Origin of the sequence: Paraglaciecola sp. (genome assembly GCF_051252315.1) — a bacterium.
GTDB lineage: Bacteria > Pseudomonadota > Gammaproteobacteria > Enterobacterales > Alteromonadaceae > Paraglaciecola.
Map to the genome: position 1 here is coordinate 1 of NZ_JBPOFP010000016.1, position 18,286 is coordinate 18,286.

Genomic DNA, 18,286 nt, shown 5'->3' on the forward strand with positions numbered 1-18,286 from the left:
CTTGGGTAGAGTCATTACCTTTTCTGATTTCCCAGTATTGATAGTTGTCATTTAACTTAAAGTCAGCCATTAAGTATTCATCTGCAAAATTGCGAGATGGAATTTTGTCTATAGTGGATTCGGCTTGTTCTGAAGCATTACAGGCTAGCAGTATAATTGAGATTATTAAGGTAAAACTAATATTTTTCATTTGATTACAACATACAAATCTATTCTGAAATTTAATAAATTCCAGTAATTAAAAACGCTTATTCTCGTATGTAATAACTCTGTTAGATGATGGTTAAGGTAATTACGTAAGTATTACCCTTACCGCTACATGCATACCATCAACTGTCCATTGCTCTGTGAGTTGGTTAAAAATTACACGAGAATAAAATGTACGCTGAGAATAGTCATCGTATGTGACGTTCATATTACAGAAATATTGCTGTTTTAAGACAAGGTCAGGGATTTCTACAAATACAGGAACAGGATCTTTACTCGGCTTGCGCCTTTTAGACCAACTTTTGGGAATAATTTCAAAGGTATAGCTGGGTGTGTTTGTCATACAGGAGTCATACTATTGTCATTTTATTTTCATTAAAATAAATTTGAATTAATAAAGGGGGCCATAGCCAAAATAATGGCTTGAGTGTAAATACTTTCCCTAGTGGCTAAACCATTTGTCAATAAACCTATAGCACCTTGTTTTTGTTTGACGTTTTTTGTGTCAAATAATTTATCCATAACAGTGCCTAATTCTTCTCCTTTTTCTAATGCTTGAAATACTTTTGGCGGTAAAGGCATCATGCTAGAACGGCCAATTGATCTATATTTACCATCTGTAATGGCGATATATGCAAAAGTAGCGGGGCCATATTCGAATAGCTCAACCCCACCTTCTATGGCGACATAATAATCTGCATCAATGTGTTGTTGGCAATACTTAATGCGATTTAATGCGCCGAGTTGGGTTTCGTGACTATTCATGGGTTGGTCCGGCACACCTGAAGGAGAATCTATTCCTACGCAGTCAATATCGGCTAACGATAGGACTTGTGTAATAGCTTGTTTGGCGGCATTTATCTTTACCGGATTTTTTGAGCCTACCACTATTTTCATTATTCTAAACCTTTGTGTTTAACTGACAGACGGCTATTTTCAGTCGCTTGACTATTAATTTTATACTCGTATCTAATGATATGGCAGGATATAATAATTGGGTTACGAAATAAAAATAAATACAAATGGATAACAAATTATGCCGAATGTACCCCCAGAATCTTTAATTCGCACTTGGGTGTGGATGATGTCTGAAAATAATAACCCTGAATTAGCCAATAAAGGGCGTCAGAATCTAATTAATGCTTTTGGCAGTTTGCAAAAAGCTATCGAGTATATTGAATCCACAGTTGAGCTAACCGAAGCTAAATAACCTGAGCTCGGGATAAGCCGAGCCTCTCGATAACGCTCTTTTTGTGCCTAGCGGCGTTGGATTGTCTAGCAATAACACGTTATTACGTACGAAAATCCGCCTTGCTATACACGAAAAATTTCGTCATCGAGTCATCCTAACCCCAAACAAAACTAGAGTAATATTTGTAAGTGATTGAATTCTTTGTAAAGCTCAATTTTAAACGACACTCATTTTCCCGAGTTCAGGTTAAATAACCCTTGCTCAGTCAGCGAGGTTAATAGAATCACGATGAAAATTCATACACTTTCGGGATATATCCAATCTATCTATTTGATTGAATATCCATCTGGCCTATTTCTACTTGATGGATGTGCAAAACCCGACGTAGCCTTACTAAAAGAATTCATCACTCAAACACTCAAGCGTTCTTTTACAGATTTAAAGTTAGTTGTGGTGACCCACATGCATCCGGATCACGCTGGCGCGGCACAGAAATTACGTCAACTTACAGATTGTAAAATTGTTACGTCTTTTAATACAAACCACTGGTACCGTGGAATTAATGGACGATTGATGCACTTGTTAGACGTCACTTTGGCTTATTGGGTAGGGCATCGATTAGGCCGTAAAAAGGCTAATTTGTGGTATTCACCGCACATTAAAGCTGACTTTCAACTGCAAGATAATGATCCTTTACCTGGGTTTCCCGAATGGCAAGTGATTAATACGCCTGGCCATACAGACCGAGATTTATCCGTATTACACCTTCCTACAAAAAGTGTCTATGTGGCGGATTTGTTAGTAAAAGTGAAAAATCGATTTGTCCCCCCTCTACCGGTTTTTCATCCTAACCAATACCGTAAGTCATTACAGAAAATACAAGCAATGGATTTAGAAACCGTTATGTTGGCTCATGGTGGGAGTGTGCCGTTTAAAGCAATTAACTTTGAACATCTATTAACAGTCGCGCCGAAATACCCACGTTCGACGTTTTCGTCAACAAAAAATGGCTTAAAACAGTTGTTGTTGAGAAAACGTCGCTAGATATTAAGTTGCTTAAATACGCTTGTTTTTCATTTCATTTACGCAGTAGTCAACAGCTCTTGCCGTTAATGCCATAAAGGTTAACGATGGGTTTTGGGTACTGGTAGAACAAAAACTCGAACCATCGGTCACAAATAGATTGGCTACATCGTGAGTTTGGTTGTAACTATTGAGTACCGAGTCTTTTGGATCTCTGCCCATTCTTGCTGTACCTACCTCATGAATCTGTAAACCCGGTGGGTTGTCTTTGTAATTGACTCTGCTGGTTACATCTTTGAGGCCGATGTTAGTCAACATTTCAGCAGCTATATCAGCAGCATCATGCATCATATCCATTTCATTTTTAGACCACTCACAATTGATGTGAAGTTGTGGCATTCCCCATTTATCCGTTTTCGTCGGGTGTAAAGATACTTGGTTTTCGTATCTTGGTAACATTTCGCCTTGGGCATACATACCGAAAGACCATCCACCTGGGCGCGTCAGTTTGTCTTTAAAGTCTGCACCCACCCCTTTTTGGTATCGTATACCTTGCCAATTGGAACGTTGTGCGCCTGCACCTAAGGCAAAGCCACGTAAATATTTTTTGCTATAACGAGAAGGTTCAAACCTAAAATTAGGCATATAAAGCCCAGTAGGACGTCGCCCTGAATAATACTCGTCTTCAAATCCTTCTAGTCTGCCACCGGCGCCAGCACCATAGTTGTGATCCATTAAGTAGTGGCCTAGAACGCCTGAACTATTAGCTAATCCATTTGGGAAACTTTTGGTTTTTGTGTTGAGCAGTATTTGCGTAGAGCCCAAGGTTGAAGCACACAAAAATACCACTTTGGCGTAGTATTCACGGGTAGTTAAATCATTGTTATCTATGACTCTAACACCTTTAACCCGTTTGGTTTTTTCATCGTAAATTAAACTATGTACCACACTGTTTGGTGCGATAGATAAGTTGTTGGTTTTAGCCGCGGCAGGCAGTGTAGAACTTTGGGTCGAAAAATATGCGCCAAAAGAACAGCCTTTTTGACACTCATTTCTGGCCTGGCATTGAACTCGCCCTTGCTGCATATGTAGTGTACTGGGTTTGGTTAAGTGGGCAGTTCTGCCCATTATGATGGGGCGTTCTGGATAAAGCTTATCGAAGCGCTTTTTTAGCTCTATTTCGGGCTTAGACATTTCAAATGGGGGTAAAAATTCACTATCAGGTAATTGAGGTAAATTTTCTTTTGAACCACTAATGCCCGCATGTTTTTCAACGTGGCTGTACCATTTTTGAAGGTCGTTGTATCGAATTGGCCAATCGTTACCGTGTCCATCTGCTTTGTTGGCGCCAAAATCATAATCGCTTAAACGGTAAGATTGGCGGTGCCATAATAACGATTTCCCACCTAATTGATTGGCGCGGATCCACTCAAAACGTTTACCTTCTTCGCGGCTATAAGGTAAATCTTTATCGTTTCCAAAAAAATGTTTAGTGGCATCTGTAAAGGCATAACATTGTTTTTGAACTTTATGTTGCTCTTCAACCAGTAAGTTATCTACTTTAGTTCGATTAGGAAATTCCCATGGGCCTTTTCCTTCACCAATGTAGTCTTCGCGGTGTTTGACTACCCGGCCGCGCTCAATCATTAATGTATTAAAACCGCGCTCACAAAACTCTTTTGCAGCCCATCCACCAGAGATACCTGAACCAACTACTATGGCGTCATATTCTTCTGAACTTTCGTGTATATATAATTCTTCTGACATGCAATAACCCTTTAAATACCTTGCCTAATTACCTATGTTGACTTAGTAATAGTCAATCGAACCCCAAGATTTGGTGTTTTCGTCACACGGAATAGAACCTTTAAATCCACCTGGTACCGCTTGATAATTAAGAGCCTGAGTTGCCCCCACTTCTGATGTGAAATAACCAAATATGATTAGGGCTTTAAGAAATGAAAACTGTCCGCGAGTATGCTCATTAAAGCCTTGTTGGTTCTCTAGTTGGGTTAACAAGGTTTGTTGTTGTTCTTTGCTTAATAGAGCAAAAGGTTGGTTTAATTGAGCAATGCTGGTTTTGTCTATTTGGTCAATGACTTCAATACAGGCGTTTTGTTCATCTTTTGAATGGCAGGCTAATAGTTGATGCTGGACAAAGTTGTGGCAGTTAACTTCACTGGCGCTTGGTGTGTCTGTACGAGGTAAAATGGAGTCGCCAATGGCAAACAGAGTTGTCATTTGACCTTCACTAAACAAAATTTTTGAGTTAACCGGTTCACTTTCAGCTTTAGCAAAAGCGTCTGCTGATTTTAAGGCGCAACTCGATAACATAGAGCCACTGGTTGTGACACAAGCTAAGCCTAGTACTTTTTGTAAAAAGCGTCGGCGCGATTCTTCATCGGATTTATTCGTTATTTCTGTGGCCTTTGTGGAATGTATTGTCATTTCGTATCCTCATAAAGTGAGTCCTAACAAAAAACGCTCTTTACGAGCGTTTTTATTCAGTTCAATTTAAACGCAATAACGTTTTATGCTTTTTTGCGCATTACAAAGTAAAAGGCGCCAAATAGAACGATTAATACCAATGGGAACATTATTAGACTGTTTAACACTTCGTGTCCAGCGACAAGTGATGCTTCAGTGCCTTTAAGGCCAGCAGCTTCTGCACTAGCTGTTGCTGAATCCACCCAACCACCAATAACAGGGTTCCAAGCACTCATGGCAAACATACCCGCGCCGCCCATTAATGACATACCTAACGCACCTGTTTTAGGTGTGTATTCAGTAGTACAACCAATCATGGTTGGCCAGAAATAAGTGATACCCAATGCAAATACTACAGCCGCAATGTAAACCGCTGTGCCTTGCAATTGAGTCATTAGGAATAAACCTAGAGTAGCTAAAACCGCTGAGGCAAATAATACGCCTGGAGGGCTTAATTTATGTACTAGAGGACCAGCGTAGAAACGACCTAGTGCCATAATACCAGTGATTAAAGCAAGAATAAGCATAGGTGTTGCACCAGACGCTTCTAGTATCTGGTTGATCCATTGGCCTGGACCAAATTCACTTACAGCTGTTAATGTCATACAAACAGCTAAGAAAATGTAGATAGGGTTAAATAAGGCTTTTAAGTTTCCACTTGTTGAATCATCTTCAGTTTCTAGTTTAGGGAAAGTGAAACCAAACATCATGATGCCATAAATTGCTGTAGGTACTAACATGGTGGCTACTTGTGCTTCCCAGCCAAGACCTAGTTCAGTCATGCCGGCAGAAACCAAAGAACCAATCACTATGCCGCCTGGGAACCAAACGTGGAATCGATTTAACATAGCTGTTTTATTATTTGGATAAAGTTGAGCAATGATGGGGTTACAACCTGCTTCAACTAAACCATTAGCAAAACCGACCAAGAAGGTAGATATCATTAATCCCCAAAATCCATCAGCAACAATGGTTAGCACTAAACCTAATGCATGACCGATGAAAGCTAACCAAACAATTAATTTTGCGCCAATAGCGTTATAAAGTGCACCACCAAAAATCATGGCAAATGGGAAGCCCAAAAAGGCCATACTGGCTATCCAGCCTAACTCTTCTCCGCTTAAACCATATTCTTCACCTAACGTTCCCAAAATACCTGCGCGAATAGCGAAGGTCATAGCGGTTACAATTAGTGCGATACAACTTATGTTAAAGACGCGTTTAGCATCCTTTTCTGAAATGTCTGTTACTGCATTCATATTATTATTTACCTTATTTAATGCCGAGTATTTTTTTATTCATTTCAACGTCTTTTTCCACACCAGCAAAGTCGTCGAAAGCTTTTTCTGTCGGTCTAATCAGATGTTCGCTAATAAACTTAGCGCCTTCTGCTGCACCATTTTCAGGATGCTTAATAGCGCATTCCCATTCCATAACAGCCCATCCATCAAAATTGTATTGAGTCATTTTGCTGAATATGCTCTTAAAGTCGATTTGACCGTCACCTAGTGAACGAAAACGTCCTGGACGATCCACCCATCCTTGATAGCCGCCATATACACCTGAACGGCCATTTGGATTAAATTCGGCATCTTTTACATGGAAGGCTTTAATACGTTCATGATAAATGTCGATGAAAGCCAAATAGTCTAGTTGTTGTAAAACAAAATGGCTTGGGTCATATAAAATATTGGCGCGAGGGTGATTGTCTACGGCCTCTAAGAAGCGCTCAAACGTTACTCCATCATGAAGATCTTCACCAGGGTGTAGTTCGTAACATACGTCAACACCGGCTTCATCAAATGCGTTTAAAATTGGCTTCCAACGTCTAGCTAATTCTTCGAATCCTTGTTCAACTAAGCCTGCTGGGCGTTGTGGCCATGGATACATAGTTTGCCATAGTAAAGCACCTGAGAAACTTGCATGACCTTTAAGGCCTAAGTGTTGACTGGCTTTAGCGGCAAGCTTCATTTGTTCGACAGCCCACTCAGTGCGTGTATCAGGGTTTCCGTGTAAATGTGCAGGCGCAAACCCATCAAACATTTGGTCATAACATGGATGAACAGCAACCAATTGACCTTGTAAATGAGTTGAAAGTTCTGTGATTTCTAAACCGTGTTCTTTAGCGGTTCCGGCAATTTCATCACAATAGTCTTTGCTTGTTCCGGCTTTTTCTAAGTCGAATAAACGCCCGTCCCATGATGGAACTTGAATGCCTTTAAAGCCATTACCTGCTGCCCACTTACAAATTTCGGGGAAAGAATTGAAAGGAGCATCATCACCAGCAAATTGCGCTAGAAAAATACCTGGACCTTTGATTTGTTTCATTTTTACTATCCTGATTAATTAAAGTGGTGAGATAACAAAGTCATGCCATTTAGTCTCTGATTGACTAAATGTCACGCTGTTTTCGATAAATGCCATGCCACGAATGGCTTCGTCTATGCCGGGTACATCAAATGTCGCGTTCGAATATTCTTCTCCCGCTTCAAAGGCACGGATTTGTTTAACAAAATTTCCGTAGATATTGGCAAAGGCTTCTAGGTATCCTTCTGGGTGACCCGCTGGGGTACGAATAGCACCTTGAGCATTAGCACTCATTTCACCCACGCCAGTGCGGATCATTTGAGTCGGTGCGGTGTTAGATTTTAACCACAAAGTATTTGGCTCTAACTGTGACCATTCAATGCCACCTTTCTCACCGTATATTCGTAGGCGAAGGTTGTTTTCGTCACCTACTTGAACCTGACTAGATAACAATACTCCTCGAGCGCCGTTATCAAAGCGTAATAAAATCGTACCATCGTCATCCAACAAACGGCCTTCAACCACACTGCCTAAATCTGAACACATGGCAGAAATATGTGAGCCGGTTACATATTCAGCTAAATTTGCCGCATGTACACCTATATCTCCCATACAACAGCTGATACCAGCTCGTTTGGGGTCCACTCTCCACGCTGCCTGTTTACCAGAATCACCTTCTTTGTCTGCTAACCAGCCTTGGGTGTATTCCACAATAACCTTAGTGATGTTGCCTAGTTGACCACTGGCGACAATGTCTTGAGCTTGCTTTACAAGAGGGTAGCCATTGTAGGTATGAGTCAAACCGTATAATTGGCCTGTTGATTTAACTACTTCGGCCAAATCAACGGCTTCTTGAAGATTGAAGGTTGCCGGTTTGTCACTTAATACATGGAAACCAGACTCTAAGGCTGCCTTGGCTACCGAAAAATGCATGTGATTAGGCGTAACAATCGCAACAAATTGCATACGTTGTTCGGCAGGCAATTTTGCTTCTGCATCAAACATTTCTTGGTAGGTGCCATAACACCTGCCAGCCGGAAGGAATAAATCCGCACCAGAAGCCTTGCTGCGCTCTTCGTTAGAACTGAACGCGCCACAAACGAGTTCAATTTCACCATCAATGTTTGCTGCAATACGATGTACAGCGCCAATAAATGCACCTTGGCCACCGCCAACCATGCCCATTCTTACTTTGGTCTTCGCCATGATTCCTTCACTCTATTTTTGCTTGTCTAAATTTTCATATAGAAAAGGTTAATTTTATGTTAACAATCCTACCTTGGTGTTGTCACTAACTCCTAACATAAAATCGGCAACACGATGCAACAAATTCGGCGCTAGTTGATTTTAGTGTGTTTTTTGAACAGTCTCTTAGGTGTTGATATTTCTAGGTTTTTTTGAAAATAAAGGGATGGTTTTTGTTTGACTAAAAATGCTAAGAAAAAACTTCAATTTTTTAAAGAGAGAGCCTGAAAAAACTCGTCGATTTAATGAGTTTTCATGAAATAGAAAATTGAACAAAATCCATCCATAAGTCTTGTTGCCTAAATGCTGTTTTTTTACTATTTAAAGATCGACTAGTTTTAATTAGCAGTGCTAGTTTTATTTGTTTATAGGAGTTAATTAATAAGCAAAGTGACAGGTGAAAAGTACATAAATTAAGCACTTTTCTGGCTTAAAGATTGACGACTAGATAGTAGAAAGTGAATACTGTATTAATTGCACAATTTTTAATCGTGTACGTTAAATGCCATTCTTAGTAGCAGCCCTCAAATCTAACAGATAGGACGACAGTAGATTATGAAAATAGCCACATTTAATATTGAGAATCTCGACGAAAATAGCGATGAGAACAACCCTATTTTGGTTAAAAGGTTACATCCACTTAGAGATATGTTGTTGCGAATAGATGCAGATATTTTGTGCCTACAAGAAGTGCATGGTCAAGAGTTGCCCGAGCATACCTCTAGAGATCCTAAACGCGAGTTATCTGCGCTTGAAACCTTAATCGTGGATACGCCCTATGCACATTTTCATACGGGGCATACGGTCACATCCGATGATGTGCCTTACGACAAACGTAACCTAGTCATTTTGTCCCGTTGGCCGATCAAACAGCTAAATCAATATAAACATGAACATTTGGACAAGCTTGAATATCGAAAGTCCACCGCTATTCCAGACCAGGAGGCAAAAGACATTAGTTGGGAACGTCCCATTTTACATGCGCAAATTGAAGTGCCAGATATAGGCGATGTGCATGTGATTAACTTGCATCTTAAGTCTAGATTATCGTCCAATGTTAAAGGACAGAAGTTAAATAATTATACGTGGAAAAGCGCAGCAGGTTGGGCCGAGGGGTATTTTTTATCTTCAATAAAACGTGTTGGTCAAGCTTTAGAAACTCGTGTTTTGTTAGACGATATTTTTGCTGATACACGCAATGCTAACATAGTGGTATGTGGTGACTTTAATGCTGAGCCAAGCGAAGTACCAGTAGAGGCCATTTGTGGTCGAGTAGAGAACACCGGCAACCCAGAATTACGCCATACAGTCATGCTGCCTTGTAGTTTAGCGATTGCAGATTCGGTACGTTTTAGTCATTTGCATCACGGTGAAAAGAACCTGTTAGACCATATGTTAATTTCACAATCTATGTCTGCTAAGTTTGAGCAAGCTCGTATATTTAATGAAAACTTACATGATGAAAGCCTACCCTTTGCCAGTGACACTAAGTTTCCTGAATCAGATCACGCGCCCTTTGTAGCAACATTTAGAACCTAGTTCGTGTGGATGTTTGATATACTTTTGGCACGTATAATTTTGTGTTACTGATATGGCAAAATCTAAAAAAATGAATAAAGGCTCCTCTGGTCAAAATCGAAAAGCCAGCGAGTTGTTTATTGAAAAATACCTTAGGAAAGACGATGCAGTTCAAACTCCAACGGGCTTGATTTATCGAGTAGTTGAAGAAGCTAAGGGTTTACAGCCCACCATGCAAGATGAAGTGGTGGTGAATCAGCGCATATTAAACATGGACGGTGGCGTAATCGCAGACACCTACAAAACCGGTTTCACTGACAGGTTTTTGATGAAAGAAGCCTTACCAGGTTTGCAAGAAGGGTTACCAATGATGTCTGTAGGTGCTCGTTACGAATTTGTATTACCACCAGAGCTGGCATGGGGGAAGAAGGGAGTAGGCAATAAAATAGGGCCCAATACCGCGTTGTTTTTTGACATCAGATTGGTAGATGTGGAGTTCATTTGAACTCATTCCTTATTGAGTGTTAGTCTCTTTATCATACAAGCTTGTTATGAGGCATTAATATGAAAAATAGAATTCAGGGATTAACTATCTTGGGGATTATGATCTTGATGGTTTCCTGTGCGTCAAAGCCCATTGTGCCTGAGCAGATTCAAGCCCAAGTGAAAACGGATGATATTGCCTTGTCAATGCAACGAGTGGCAGATTGGCAAATCGCTCATTTTCGAGATGTATATGACTTAAAGTTTAGAAAAGGGCCTCATCACATTCTAGATTGGACCAATGGTGCTTTATATGTAGGTATGTTGAAGTGGGCCAGTATTTCAGGTGATCCTAGGTATCAAGCATGGTTAAGAAGTATAGCTGAACAAGGTGAATGGACATTACATCGCAGAATGTATCACGCTGATGATCACATAGTTGGCCAATTGTATTTAGACCTCTATCGTCGTTATAACGACGCTGCCATGTTAACTAAAACTCAAGAGAGTTTGGATTACATAATGGCTAATCCTAGCAAGCAATCAATCAGTATTGAGGGCTCCAAAAATTTTCAGCGGTGGACTTGGTGTGATGCATTATTTATGTCTCCGCCTGTATGGGCAAAGTTGTCGAACATTACAGGCGATGACAAGTATGTAGACTGGATGGTTGAAGAATTTAAAGCCACCACTGATCACCTATATGATGCTAAAGAAGGTTTGTATTATCGCGACAGTAACTACATTGGTAAATTAGTTAACAGTAAAAAAGTATTCTGGGGACGAGGAAATGGTTGGGTGTATGCTGGATTGACATTGGTGATGAATGAACTTGATCCAAAGTCAGCACATTATGCGTATTTCAAAAAGATTTACCTAGAAATGACCGATACCTTAATAGACATTCAAACCGACCAAGGCCACTGGGCGATGAGCTTATTGGATGATGAAAATTACCCTACGCCAGAAACCAGTGGCACATCATTTTTTACATATGGATTAGCTTGGGGCATCAACCGGGGGTTGTTGAAAAAACAAAAATATCTACCAAAGGTGTTAAATGCTTGGCAGACATTAACGAGTCACATTACCGAGGATGGCATGCTGGGATATGTACAGCCAATTGGAGCAGCACCGGGGCAAGCCTGGCCAGATAAAACAGAAGTTTACGGCACAGGAGCATTTTTAGCTGCCGGAAGCGAACTTTACAAATTATTAGGTGGCTTGCAGCCAGTACCTATTAAACGCTCAAAAAACCTAGCCAATGCAATTGAAATGAGTGATCAAGCTCTAGAACAAGAGCAGTTTGAATAACATGAGATAAGTTTCTGAGTATATAGTGATTTAACGGAAGTAATATTAGGCGTTATTTTAGCAAAGCAGGAAGTTTCCCTTTGAATGACTTTCCTACTTTTACACTATGTTTGTTAGATAAATGAATCTGCTCATTTTCAACAGCAACGACTTGATTCACGTTAATAATATATGACTTGTGAACCTGCATGAATTGTTGTTTGGGTAATTGTTCAAACAACAATTTTAACGTGCTTCTGATTAATGTCATTTGATTGCCTTGCCACAACTTAACATAATTACCATAGGCTTCGCATAGAGTGACTTCAGTCAGCTCAAACTTACGAATGCCCTTGTCTACTTTGAGCACTATATGTTGGGATAAGCTTGATTTTATTGGTGCAGACGAAACAACCCGTTTTCGTACTTTATCTAACGCTAGCAATAATCGCTCTTGGCTGACGGGTTTTAATAAGTAGTCTGCAACATCCAAATTAAACCCCTCTAATGCATATTCTTTATACGCGCTAATAAGTATGACTTGAGGCCGGTGTTTAAGTACTTTTAGTAACTCAATTCCACTTAATGCAGGCATGTTGATATCCAACAAAAGTAAATCAACCGAATGGTTAGCTAAAAAACTCATTGCTTCGGTAGCATCAAAACATTGTGCAACTATTTGAATATCTGCAATACCTTGAAGATGATATTTAATCACTTCATGTGCTAAAGGTTCATCATCAATAATTAATGTTTTTAGCAAGGTTCCATCTCCAATGTTAGCTGTGCAAACCATTCATTATTTTGTTGTTGACTTACAAAGGTATGTTTACCCGAGTACAACAAGCTTAATCGGCGCATAAGGTTGTTAATTCCAATCCCTGAAGGCTTTTTAGGCGCATTTTCTGGTAGGCTATTTTTACAGGTTAAGGTTAGTTTGTTTCCTGTAATTTGCATATCGAGTTTAATAACGGATGTTTTTTGACTAGGTTCAACGCCATGTTTAAAAGCATTTTCTAATATAATTATCAATAATAGAGGAGCGATCTTCCAATCTTCTGCTTGCTCTGGAAAATGGGTTTCTATTTGACATTTATCTTCACTACGAATGGTTTGAAGAGCAATAAAATCTATCAAATATTCAATTTCTTGCGCCAATATGACTCTATTATTTTGTCCTTCATAAACCGTGTACCTTAATAAATTAGCAAGTTGCATCACTAATTGAGGTGCTGATTTTGAGTGGGTTAAAGTTAATGCGTATAGATTGTTCAACGTATTAAATAAAAAGTGTGGGTTAATTTGTTGTTGCAATAGTTGTAATTCGGTTTGGCTTTGGCGCTGAGCTATCTCAGCCAAGGCTTTATCTTGTTGCTGGCGCTCAAAGGCCAAAATTATGGGGGCACTGATGGCCAAAACAATAAAACAAATACGGTAATTGATAGGCGAAAACACATTGTAATCTCCAGATGGAAGAAAAGTGAATTCTGGAATATTTATAGGTAACCATAAGATTACTGAACATAAAATTGGAGTGGCTAAAGTGATGTATATTAGACATGCTGATATGTAAGCTAAGACGCCACTTCTAGCTAATACGAGTCTAATGAGAATGTAACGATTCACCCAATAAACTGATAAAACTACTGCGCCGATGATTAAAAATTGCCATATATATTGTAAAAAATTAGCAAAATTAACGATCAAAACTTCACTGTCAATCGCAGCTTGAATAGGTTGATTACGCAAGGGATCATCAGTCGATGCAAAAATACCCGCTGTCACAAATGCCCAAGCACATAACAAAAATAACAACACTGAATTTAACGAAAGCAAGCGAGAGATGACCTGCAGAGATTTAGTTCGATGTCGCTTAGCGAGTAATATACTGATTCCATAACCTAGGCTGGCTAAGCTCAACCAAACCCAAGGCTGTGGCGTAAACAATGTCCATTCTAAATACCCAGGGTTAGTGCTTGATAAATATAAAAATAAGGTCGGGTAAATGACAAAACCTAGGAACCAGACAATGAATGCTCTTTTTCCTTTGTATTTAAACGCAAAATAGTGAGCGACTAATATAGGTGAGCACTCAATAGCCAACTGCAAGAAAGTTGTTAAAAATAACAAAGCAGTTGGGTTTTGATTAGATATCAGATGGATAAACACTTCGATTAATACAACGGCCATTAAAGCCAGCTGATTTTCAATAAGTTTCGGGAGTGTGAGTTTAATCACATCAAAAGTAGGCATCAGTATTTTCTTATCCAATAACTAAAGTCGTAGCTTGACTCAATCAGTCGTTAAAGTCAGCGTTTGTATGACAAAAGTAGCCAATTCAATGACGAAAGGATAACTGACGGAATATTACTCCATTTTTTAACTTTCGTCCTTTATATCAACCCTTTGGTCATCGATATCTTGTCACCTTGGGTTCTGTTTTTTAAGGTGGGTACAAATGTTATAGGAAAATTAAATCATGTTATCGATTCAGAAATTATCTTTGACTTACGCCGATGGCACTCAAGCCTTAAAAGACATCACCTTAAATCTACCGAAGGGAATGGTTGGCTTATTAGGGCCGAACGGAGCAGGAAAGTCGACCTTAATGCGCACCTTAGCTTGCTTACAATCCCCTGCTCGTGGCCAGATAAAACTTTCTGATATTGATGTATTGGAAAATCCCATGTTTATGCGTCAACAATTAGGCTACTTGCCTCAATATTTTGGTGTATACCCGAATATGAGTTGTTACGCCTTATTGCGTCATATGGCGGTTTTGAAAGGAATAAACAGTCCGGTACAGCAAAAACAGCAAATTGAAACATTACTTGAATTAACTAACTTAAGTGACGTGGCGAGCAAAAATGTAGCAACATTTTCTGGTGGTATGCGCCAACGTTTTGGTATAGCTCAAGCCTTATTAGGCGATCCAAGTATATTGATCATGGATGAGCCCACTGCAGGTTTAGATCCTGCCGAAAGAGAGCGTTTACATGCTCTGTTAGTCAATATCAGTAAAGATAAATTGATTTTGTTATCAACCCACATTGTTGAAGATATTGAAAACCTTTGTCCTTTTGTGGCGCTCATCAACAAAGGCAAAATTATAGATAATGGTGCAGTACAAAAATTAATTGAGCCAATCCAAGGGCGCATTTGGCAAAGTGATAAACGTCCCGAAGATACTAATCAGATCCTAAGTGAAAGTTACCGTTTTGGTTTACCCGTCTATAGGGTGTTAGCAGATGAACCTCCTAATCTTGATGCCAAACCTGTCGAGGCATGTTTACAAGACCGATACTTCTTGGAAATTTTAGAAAAGACAGGAGTTTAGGATGTTAATCAATGAATGGCGTTATTTGTATCGACAACCTTTAACCTGGCTTGCGTGTTTCGTCTTGCCCTTTATGGCTTTCATATTTGCACTGGGTATCGGTGGAATAGACACGATTGCTGATAAACGTTTGCAAGCTTTACACATGACTTTAGTGATGATGAGCCTACCTTTACTTTGTGGGGCGCTTGCCCCGTTAACGTTCTTGCGAGATCAGGTGAATGATATGGAGGAACTAATATTAGTGACTCCTCTATCTCTTATTAAAAGACTTCTGGTACGCACGGGAGTGTTGATTACCTTTTGTGCCACATTAATGTGTGTGAGTTTCGTCATAATGTGGATTGTACTTAGCCAGAGTTTTGGTTTTAGCCTTAAATTATTGATACTAACCTTTTGGGATGTGGTCTTTATTGCTTTGCCAGCTTGTACTTTTTTCTGTGCTTTAGCATGTCTAGTTTCCCAGCGTTTTGCTTCGTCAGTGATTATATACGTCATATTTTGTGTTATTTGGTTGGGCTATATCGTGCTAGCTAGCTTAACTGGATCGCCTATGTTGGCTGGCAGCTCCATGAGTCATCCATGGTTGTTCAGTATTATGCGAATTCTAGATCCATTTGGTAACACCGCTATCATTGCTTTATACAAAACAGTTGAGCCGACACTATTTGGTGACCTCATATTTTATGCCAATCGGCTAATTTATTGTGGTTTAACAGCTGCTTGTTTTTATTGGGCTTTGTTGGTCAAACCTAAAGCTAGAAAACCTTTACCTCTTATTAAAGAATCCTCTTTACAAAATGCACATAAAACTCAATATCAAGCTGTTTCGGTTAACAGCAACACTTGGTCGCAACTTAAGTCATTAACTGTTTTAGCCAGTAAAGCCATATTCAAACAAAAAGTTAATCAACTCTTAATGCTAGGGTGGGGGATTTTAATCTTTAATGAAATATTATCAGGGATTGATTACGCAGAACCCCTTGCCGTTTTGTTGCCTACAAGTTTAGATGCATTAAATCGGGTTTCTTATGATGTCTTGCCGCTGCTCGGTAGTTTTATCGTTTTATTGTGGTCTTGGCAGTTATGTTGGCATAACCGACATACTGCTATGGCAGAGCTAATTTCAGCTTCGCCAGTTCGTTCGGGCACATTGATGATGAGTCATTATTTGGCTTTGGTAAGTATGATACTTGTCCTTGTATTCGTGTCCGCAGTGGCTGGCATGAGCGCTGAGCTATTTGCTAATAGCCAAATCCAATTATTTCAATATGTATGGCAGTTAAGCACTGTCGGTTTGTCGTTAATTTTGCTCGCAGCTGTGTTTGTTGCATTACACACCATATGTCGGTCTCAACTTGTGGCTGTAGCGTGGTGTATAACTCTTTTGATATTTAAAAACACACCAATTAGCGGTTACTTAGGGTTAACTCATACATTCTGGAATATAGCCTCTTCGCCATTACAACCTGCGGACATGTTTTGGGGACTTGAAAAAAGTGACTCAGTGTATTGGCCGTATATGTCATTTTGGCTAGCAGTCTCTGTGTGTTGTTTATGGTTTGCTGGAAAATGGTCACATCGAACAACGAGCTTTGTGAACGCTCAGCGTTGGAATATTAGTGTTATCTCAGCAATTTTTTTACTTGTTACCATATTTTCGGGGCTAAATTTACATCACAACCTAATAACGGAAAGGCCACTAATAAGCTCCGATTTAAGAGAGAAGTGGCGAGCTGATTATGAAAAAAAGTATTGGCATTGGGAAAGTGTGGTCCAACCGACTGTTAGTCATGTTGACGCACAAGTTGATATATTTCCAGAGCATGGAAAAGCTAAATTTGCACTTACGTACACTTTAGAAAACCGCTCTATCGAAAATGTTAAGCAACTCCTAATTGGTAACTATTCAGTTACCGCCATTGAACAGTTGGACTTTTCAAAGAAATATTCACAAGTGTTTGATCAAGAGTTAGGGCAATACGTGGTGTCTTTAGAGCAGCCATTGGCGCCGGGTGAAGTCTTCACTATGTCTTTTGTGCTCAATTATACTCAACCCGAGTACTGGCCTGCCGTAGGATCACAAATTGTTAAACCTTCATTTAGTTATATTCGTGCTGTACCCATGTTGCCGAGTGTTGGGTTTCAACGAAATTTGACACTAAGGGGTGAACTGGTTCGTCAACGATTCGACTTGAAACCTCTTAATATTCCAGCGCCCTCTCGTTTATTTTCAACGCCCAATACCGTGACTAGCCGATATGAATGGGCGAGCGTAAGTTCAATCATTTCAACTTCTGCTAATCAACTGCCATTAGCGCAAGGAGATATTGTTAAGCAGTGGACCGAAAATGGAAGGCGATATGCTCATTTTGAAACGAAGGAACCAATTCGTAACGCCTTTGTTTGGTTGTCAGTGGGTAACCATGTTTTGGTCAATGAGCAGGAGAATGTCGAGTTCTCTATTTATAGTTCAGAGTCAAATGCTGCCGCTGAAGTTAATATGTTAGCTATGCAAAATACAGTGAGCTGGATGAGTACAAACATTGCACCATATCGAGGTACTCGTTTAAGTTTAATCGCCACTCCAGATATTGGTGGGACGGGGTATGCTTTACCGCAAATGATGCTCATTAATCATAAAGTTGGTTTTCGTGCTCAACCTGCTAAAAATGCAGGATTTGATCAGCGTTATCGGCGTGCCGTGCACGAAACCGCTCACCAATGGTTTGGCCATGATCTGGGCAACGGTGTATTAACAGATAACGCATTCTTAGTGGAGTCATTAGCAAAATATATTGAATTAGTCATGATAGAAAACGACTATGGCGAAGCAGCTATGAAGGCTTTAGTAGAATATGAACGCCAACGGTACAGCGATGCCCTAGTGCGTAATACGCAAAAAATTAAAGCCTTAGTTGATGCCACGGATAGTTTTGATATGTACAGCAGAGCGACGTTAGTCTTTGCAATATTGCGAGATAAAATTGGTGACCAGGTCATAACCCAAAGTTTGAGAATTTTGTGGCAACAGCACGCCTATCCAAAAACACCTGCTACATCTATGGACTTTGTACGTATCCTAAAAACTCAAGTGAAGAATGAACATCAACCTTTGGTAGATGAATTGTTATTAGGAACGGATACAGAACTCCTGCTGTAATTTCAGCAGGGAGAGTTTCATAGCTTGGCTT

17 protein-coding genes are annotated in these 18,286 nt (G+C 39.8%); 7 read left to right on the forward strand and 10 right to left on the reverse strand.

Features of this window, described 5'->3' with window-relative positions:
• The 3 genes from ACSHXM_RS04910 to yjjX all read right to left on the reverse strand — a co-directional run.
• Positions 1-190, reverse strand: a 190-nt coding sequence (locus ACSHXM_RS04910) for a hypothetical protein (protein WP_435687619.1), incomplete at its 3' end; no start/stop codon positions are given.
• Between the two features lie 102 nt (positions 191-292).
• The gene (locus ACSHXM_RS04915; RefSeq protein WP_435687620.1) at positions 293-550 is read right to left on the reverse strand and encodes a hypothetical protein; all 258 of its coding nucleotides are present in this window, start codon (positions 548-550) and stop codon (positions 293-295) included.
• Positions 551-582: 32 nt separating this feature from the next.
• Positions 583-1,104 (reverse strand): inosine/xanthosine triphosphatase, encoded by a 522-nt coding sequence (gene yjjX / locus ACSHXM_RS04920; protein WP_435687621.1) that lies wholly within the window; start codon positions 1,102-1,104, stop codon positions 583-585.
• Between the two features lie 139 nt (positions 1,105-1,243).
• Here yjjX and ACSHXM_RS04925 point away from each other — a divergent pair, with 139 nt between their 5' ends.
• Both ACSHXM_RS04925 and ACSHXM_RS04930 read left to right on the forward strand, forming a co-directional pair.
• Positions 1,244-1,417: a hypothetical protein gene (locus ACSHXM_RS04925; RefSeq protein ID WP_435687622.1), complete on the forward strand. Its 174-nt coding sequence runs from the start codon at positions 1,244-1,246 to the stop codon at positions 1,415-1,417.
• A gap of 270 nt (positions 1,418-1,687) precedes the next feature.
• Positions 1,688-2,443, forward strand: coding sequence for an MBL fold metallo-hydrolase (locus ACSHXM_RS04930; protein ID WP_435687623.1), 756 nt, complete (start codon positions 1,688-1,690; stop codon positions 2,441-2,443).
• Positions 2,444-2,455: 12 nt separating this feature from the next.
• Here the strand turns inward: ACSHXM_RS04930 and ACSHXM_RS04935 are convergent, their stop codons facing one another.
• The 5 genes from ACSHXM_RS04935 to ACSHXM_RS04955 form a co-directional block, all read right to left on the reverse strand.
• Positions 2,456-4,189, reverse strand: coding sequence for a GMC oxidoreductase (locus ACSHXM_RS04935; RefSeq protein ID WP_435687624.1), 1,734 nt, complete (start codon positions 4,187-4,189; stop codon positions 2,456-2,458).
• Positions 4,190-4,231: 42 nt separating this feature from the next.
• Positions 4,232-4,870, reverse strand: coding sequence for a gluconate 2-dehydrogenase subunit 3 family protein (locus ACSHXM_RS04940; protein WP_435687625.1), 639 nt, complete (start codon positions 4,868-4,870; stop codon positions 4,232-4,234).
• Positions 4,871-4,953: 83 nt separating this feature from the next.
• The gene (locus tag ACSHXM_RS04945; protein WP_435687626.1) at positions 4,954-6,168 is read right to left on the reverse strand and encodes an MFS transporter; all 1,215 of its coding nucleotides are present in this window, start codon (positions 6,166-6,168) and stop codon (positions 4,954-4,956) included.
• Between the two features lie 13 nt (positions 6,169-6,181).
• Positions 6,182-7,237 (reverse strand): sugar phosphate isomerase/epimerase family protein, encoded by a 1,056-nt coding sequence (locus ACSHXM_RS04950; RefSeq protein ID WP_435687627.1) that lies wholly within the window; start codon positions 7,235-7,237, stop codon positions 6,182-6,184.
• An 18-nt stretch (positions 7,238-7,255) separates the two neighbouring features.
• Positions 7,256-8,422 carry a Gfo/Idh/MocA family protein gene (locus ACSHXM_RS04955; RefSeq protein WP_435687628.1) on the reverse strand — a complete coding sequence of 389 codons (1,167 nt, stop codon included), beginning with the start codon at positions 8,420-8,422 and terminating at the stop codon, positions 7,256-7,258.
• 594 nt (positions 8,423-9,016) lie between these two features.
• Here ACSHXM_RS04955 and ACSHXM_RS04960 point away from each other — a divergent pair.
• The 3 genes from ACSHXM_RS04960 to ACSHXM_RS04970 are packed head-to-tail and all read left to right on the forward strand — an operon-like array spanning position 9,017 to position 11,776.
• Positions 9,017-10,000, forward strand: a complete 984-nt coding sequence (locus ACSHXM_RS04960; RefSeq protein WP_435687629.1) for an endonuclease/exonuclease/phosphatase family protein — start codon at positions 9,017-9,019, stop codon at positions 9,998-10,000.
• 52 nt (positions 10,001-10,052) lie between these two features.
• Positions 10,053-10,484, forward strand: coding sequence for an FKBP-type peptidyl-prolyl cis-trans isomerase (locus ACSHXM_RS04965; RefSeq protein WP_435687630.1), 432 nt, complete (start codon positions 10,053-10,055; stop codon positions 10,482-10,484).
• Between the two features lie 59 nt (positions 10,485-10,543).
• A complete protein-coding gene (locus ACSHXM_RS04970; RefSeq protein ID WP_435687631.1) occupies positions 10,544-11,776 on the forward strand; it encodes a glycoside hydrolase family 88/105 protein in 1,233 nt (410 codons plus the stop codon).
• Between the two features lie 52 nt (positions 11,777-11,828).
• On the opposite strand, the gene ACSHXM_RS04975 is transcribed toward ACSHXM_RS04970, so the two are convergent.
• Together ACSHXM_RS04975 and ACSHXM_RS04980 are read right to left on the reverse strand one after the other, a co-directional pair.
• Positions 11,829-12,518 (reverse strand): LytR/AlgR family response regulator transcription factor, encoded by a 690-nt coding sequence (locus ACSHXM_RS04975; protein ID WP_435687632.1) that lies wholly within the window; start codon positions 12,516-12,518, stop codon positions 11,829-11,831.
• Complete coding sequence (locus tag ACSHXM_RS04980; protein WP_435687633.1) at positions 12,512-14,008, reverse strand: sensor histidine kinase; 1,497 nt, start codon at positions 14,006-14,008, stop codon at positions 12,512-12,514. The genes ACSHXM_RS04975 and ACSHXM_RS04980 overlap by 7 nt, the downstream gene beginning before the upstream one ends.
• Positions 14,009-14,234: 226 nt before the next feature.
• Here ACSHXM_RS04980 and ACSHXM_RS04985 point away from each other — a divergent pair, with 226 nt between their 5' ends.
• Together ACSHXM_RS04985 and ACSHXM_RS04990 are read left to right on the forward strand one after the other, a co-directional pair.
• Complete coding sequence (locus ACSHXM_RS04985; RefSeq protein ID WP_435687634.1) at positions 14,235-15,092, forward strand: ABC transporter ATP-binding protein; 858 nt, start codon at positions 14,235-14,237, stop codon at positions 15,090-15,092.
• Position 15,093: 1 nt separating this feature from the next.
• A complete protein-coding gene (locus tag ACSHXM_RS04990) occupies positions 15,094-18,255 on the forward strand; it encodes a M1 family aminopeptidase (RefSeq protein WP_435687635.1) in 3,162 nt (1,053 codons plus the stop codon).
• The last annotated feature ends 31 nt before the right edge of the window (positions 18,256-18,286 follow it).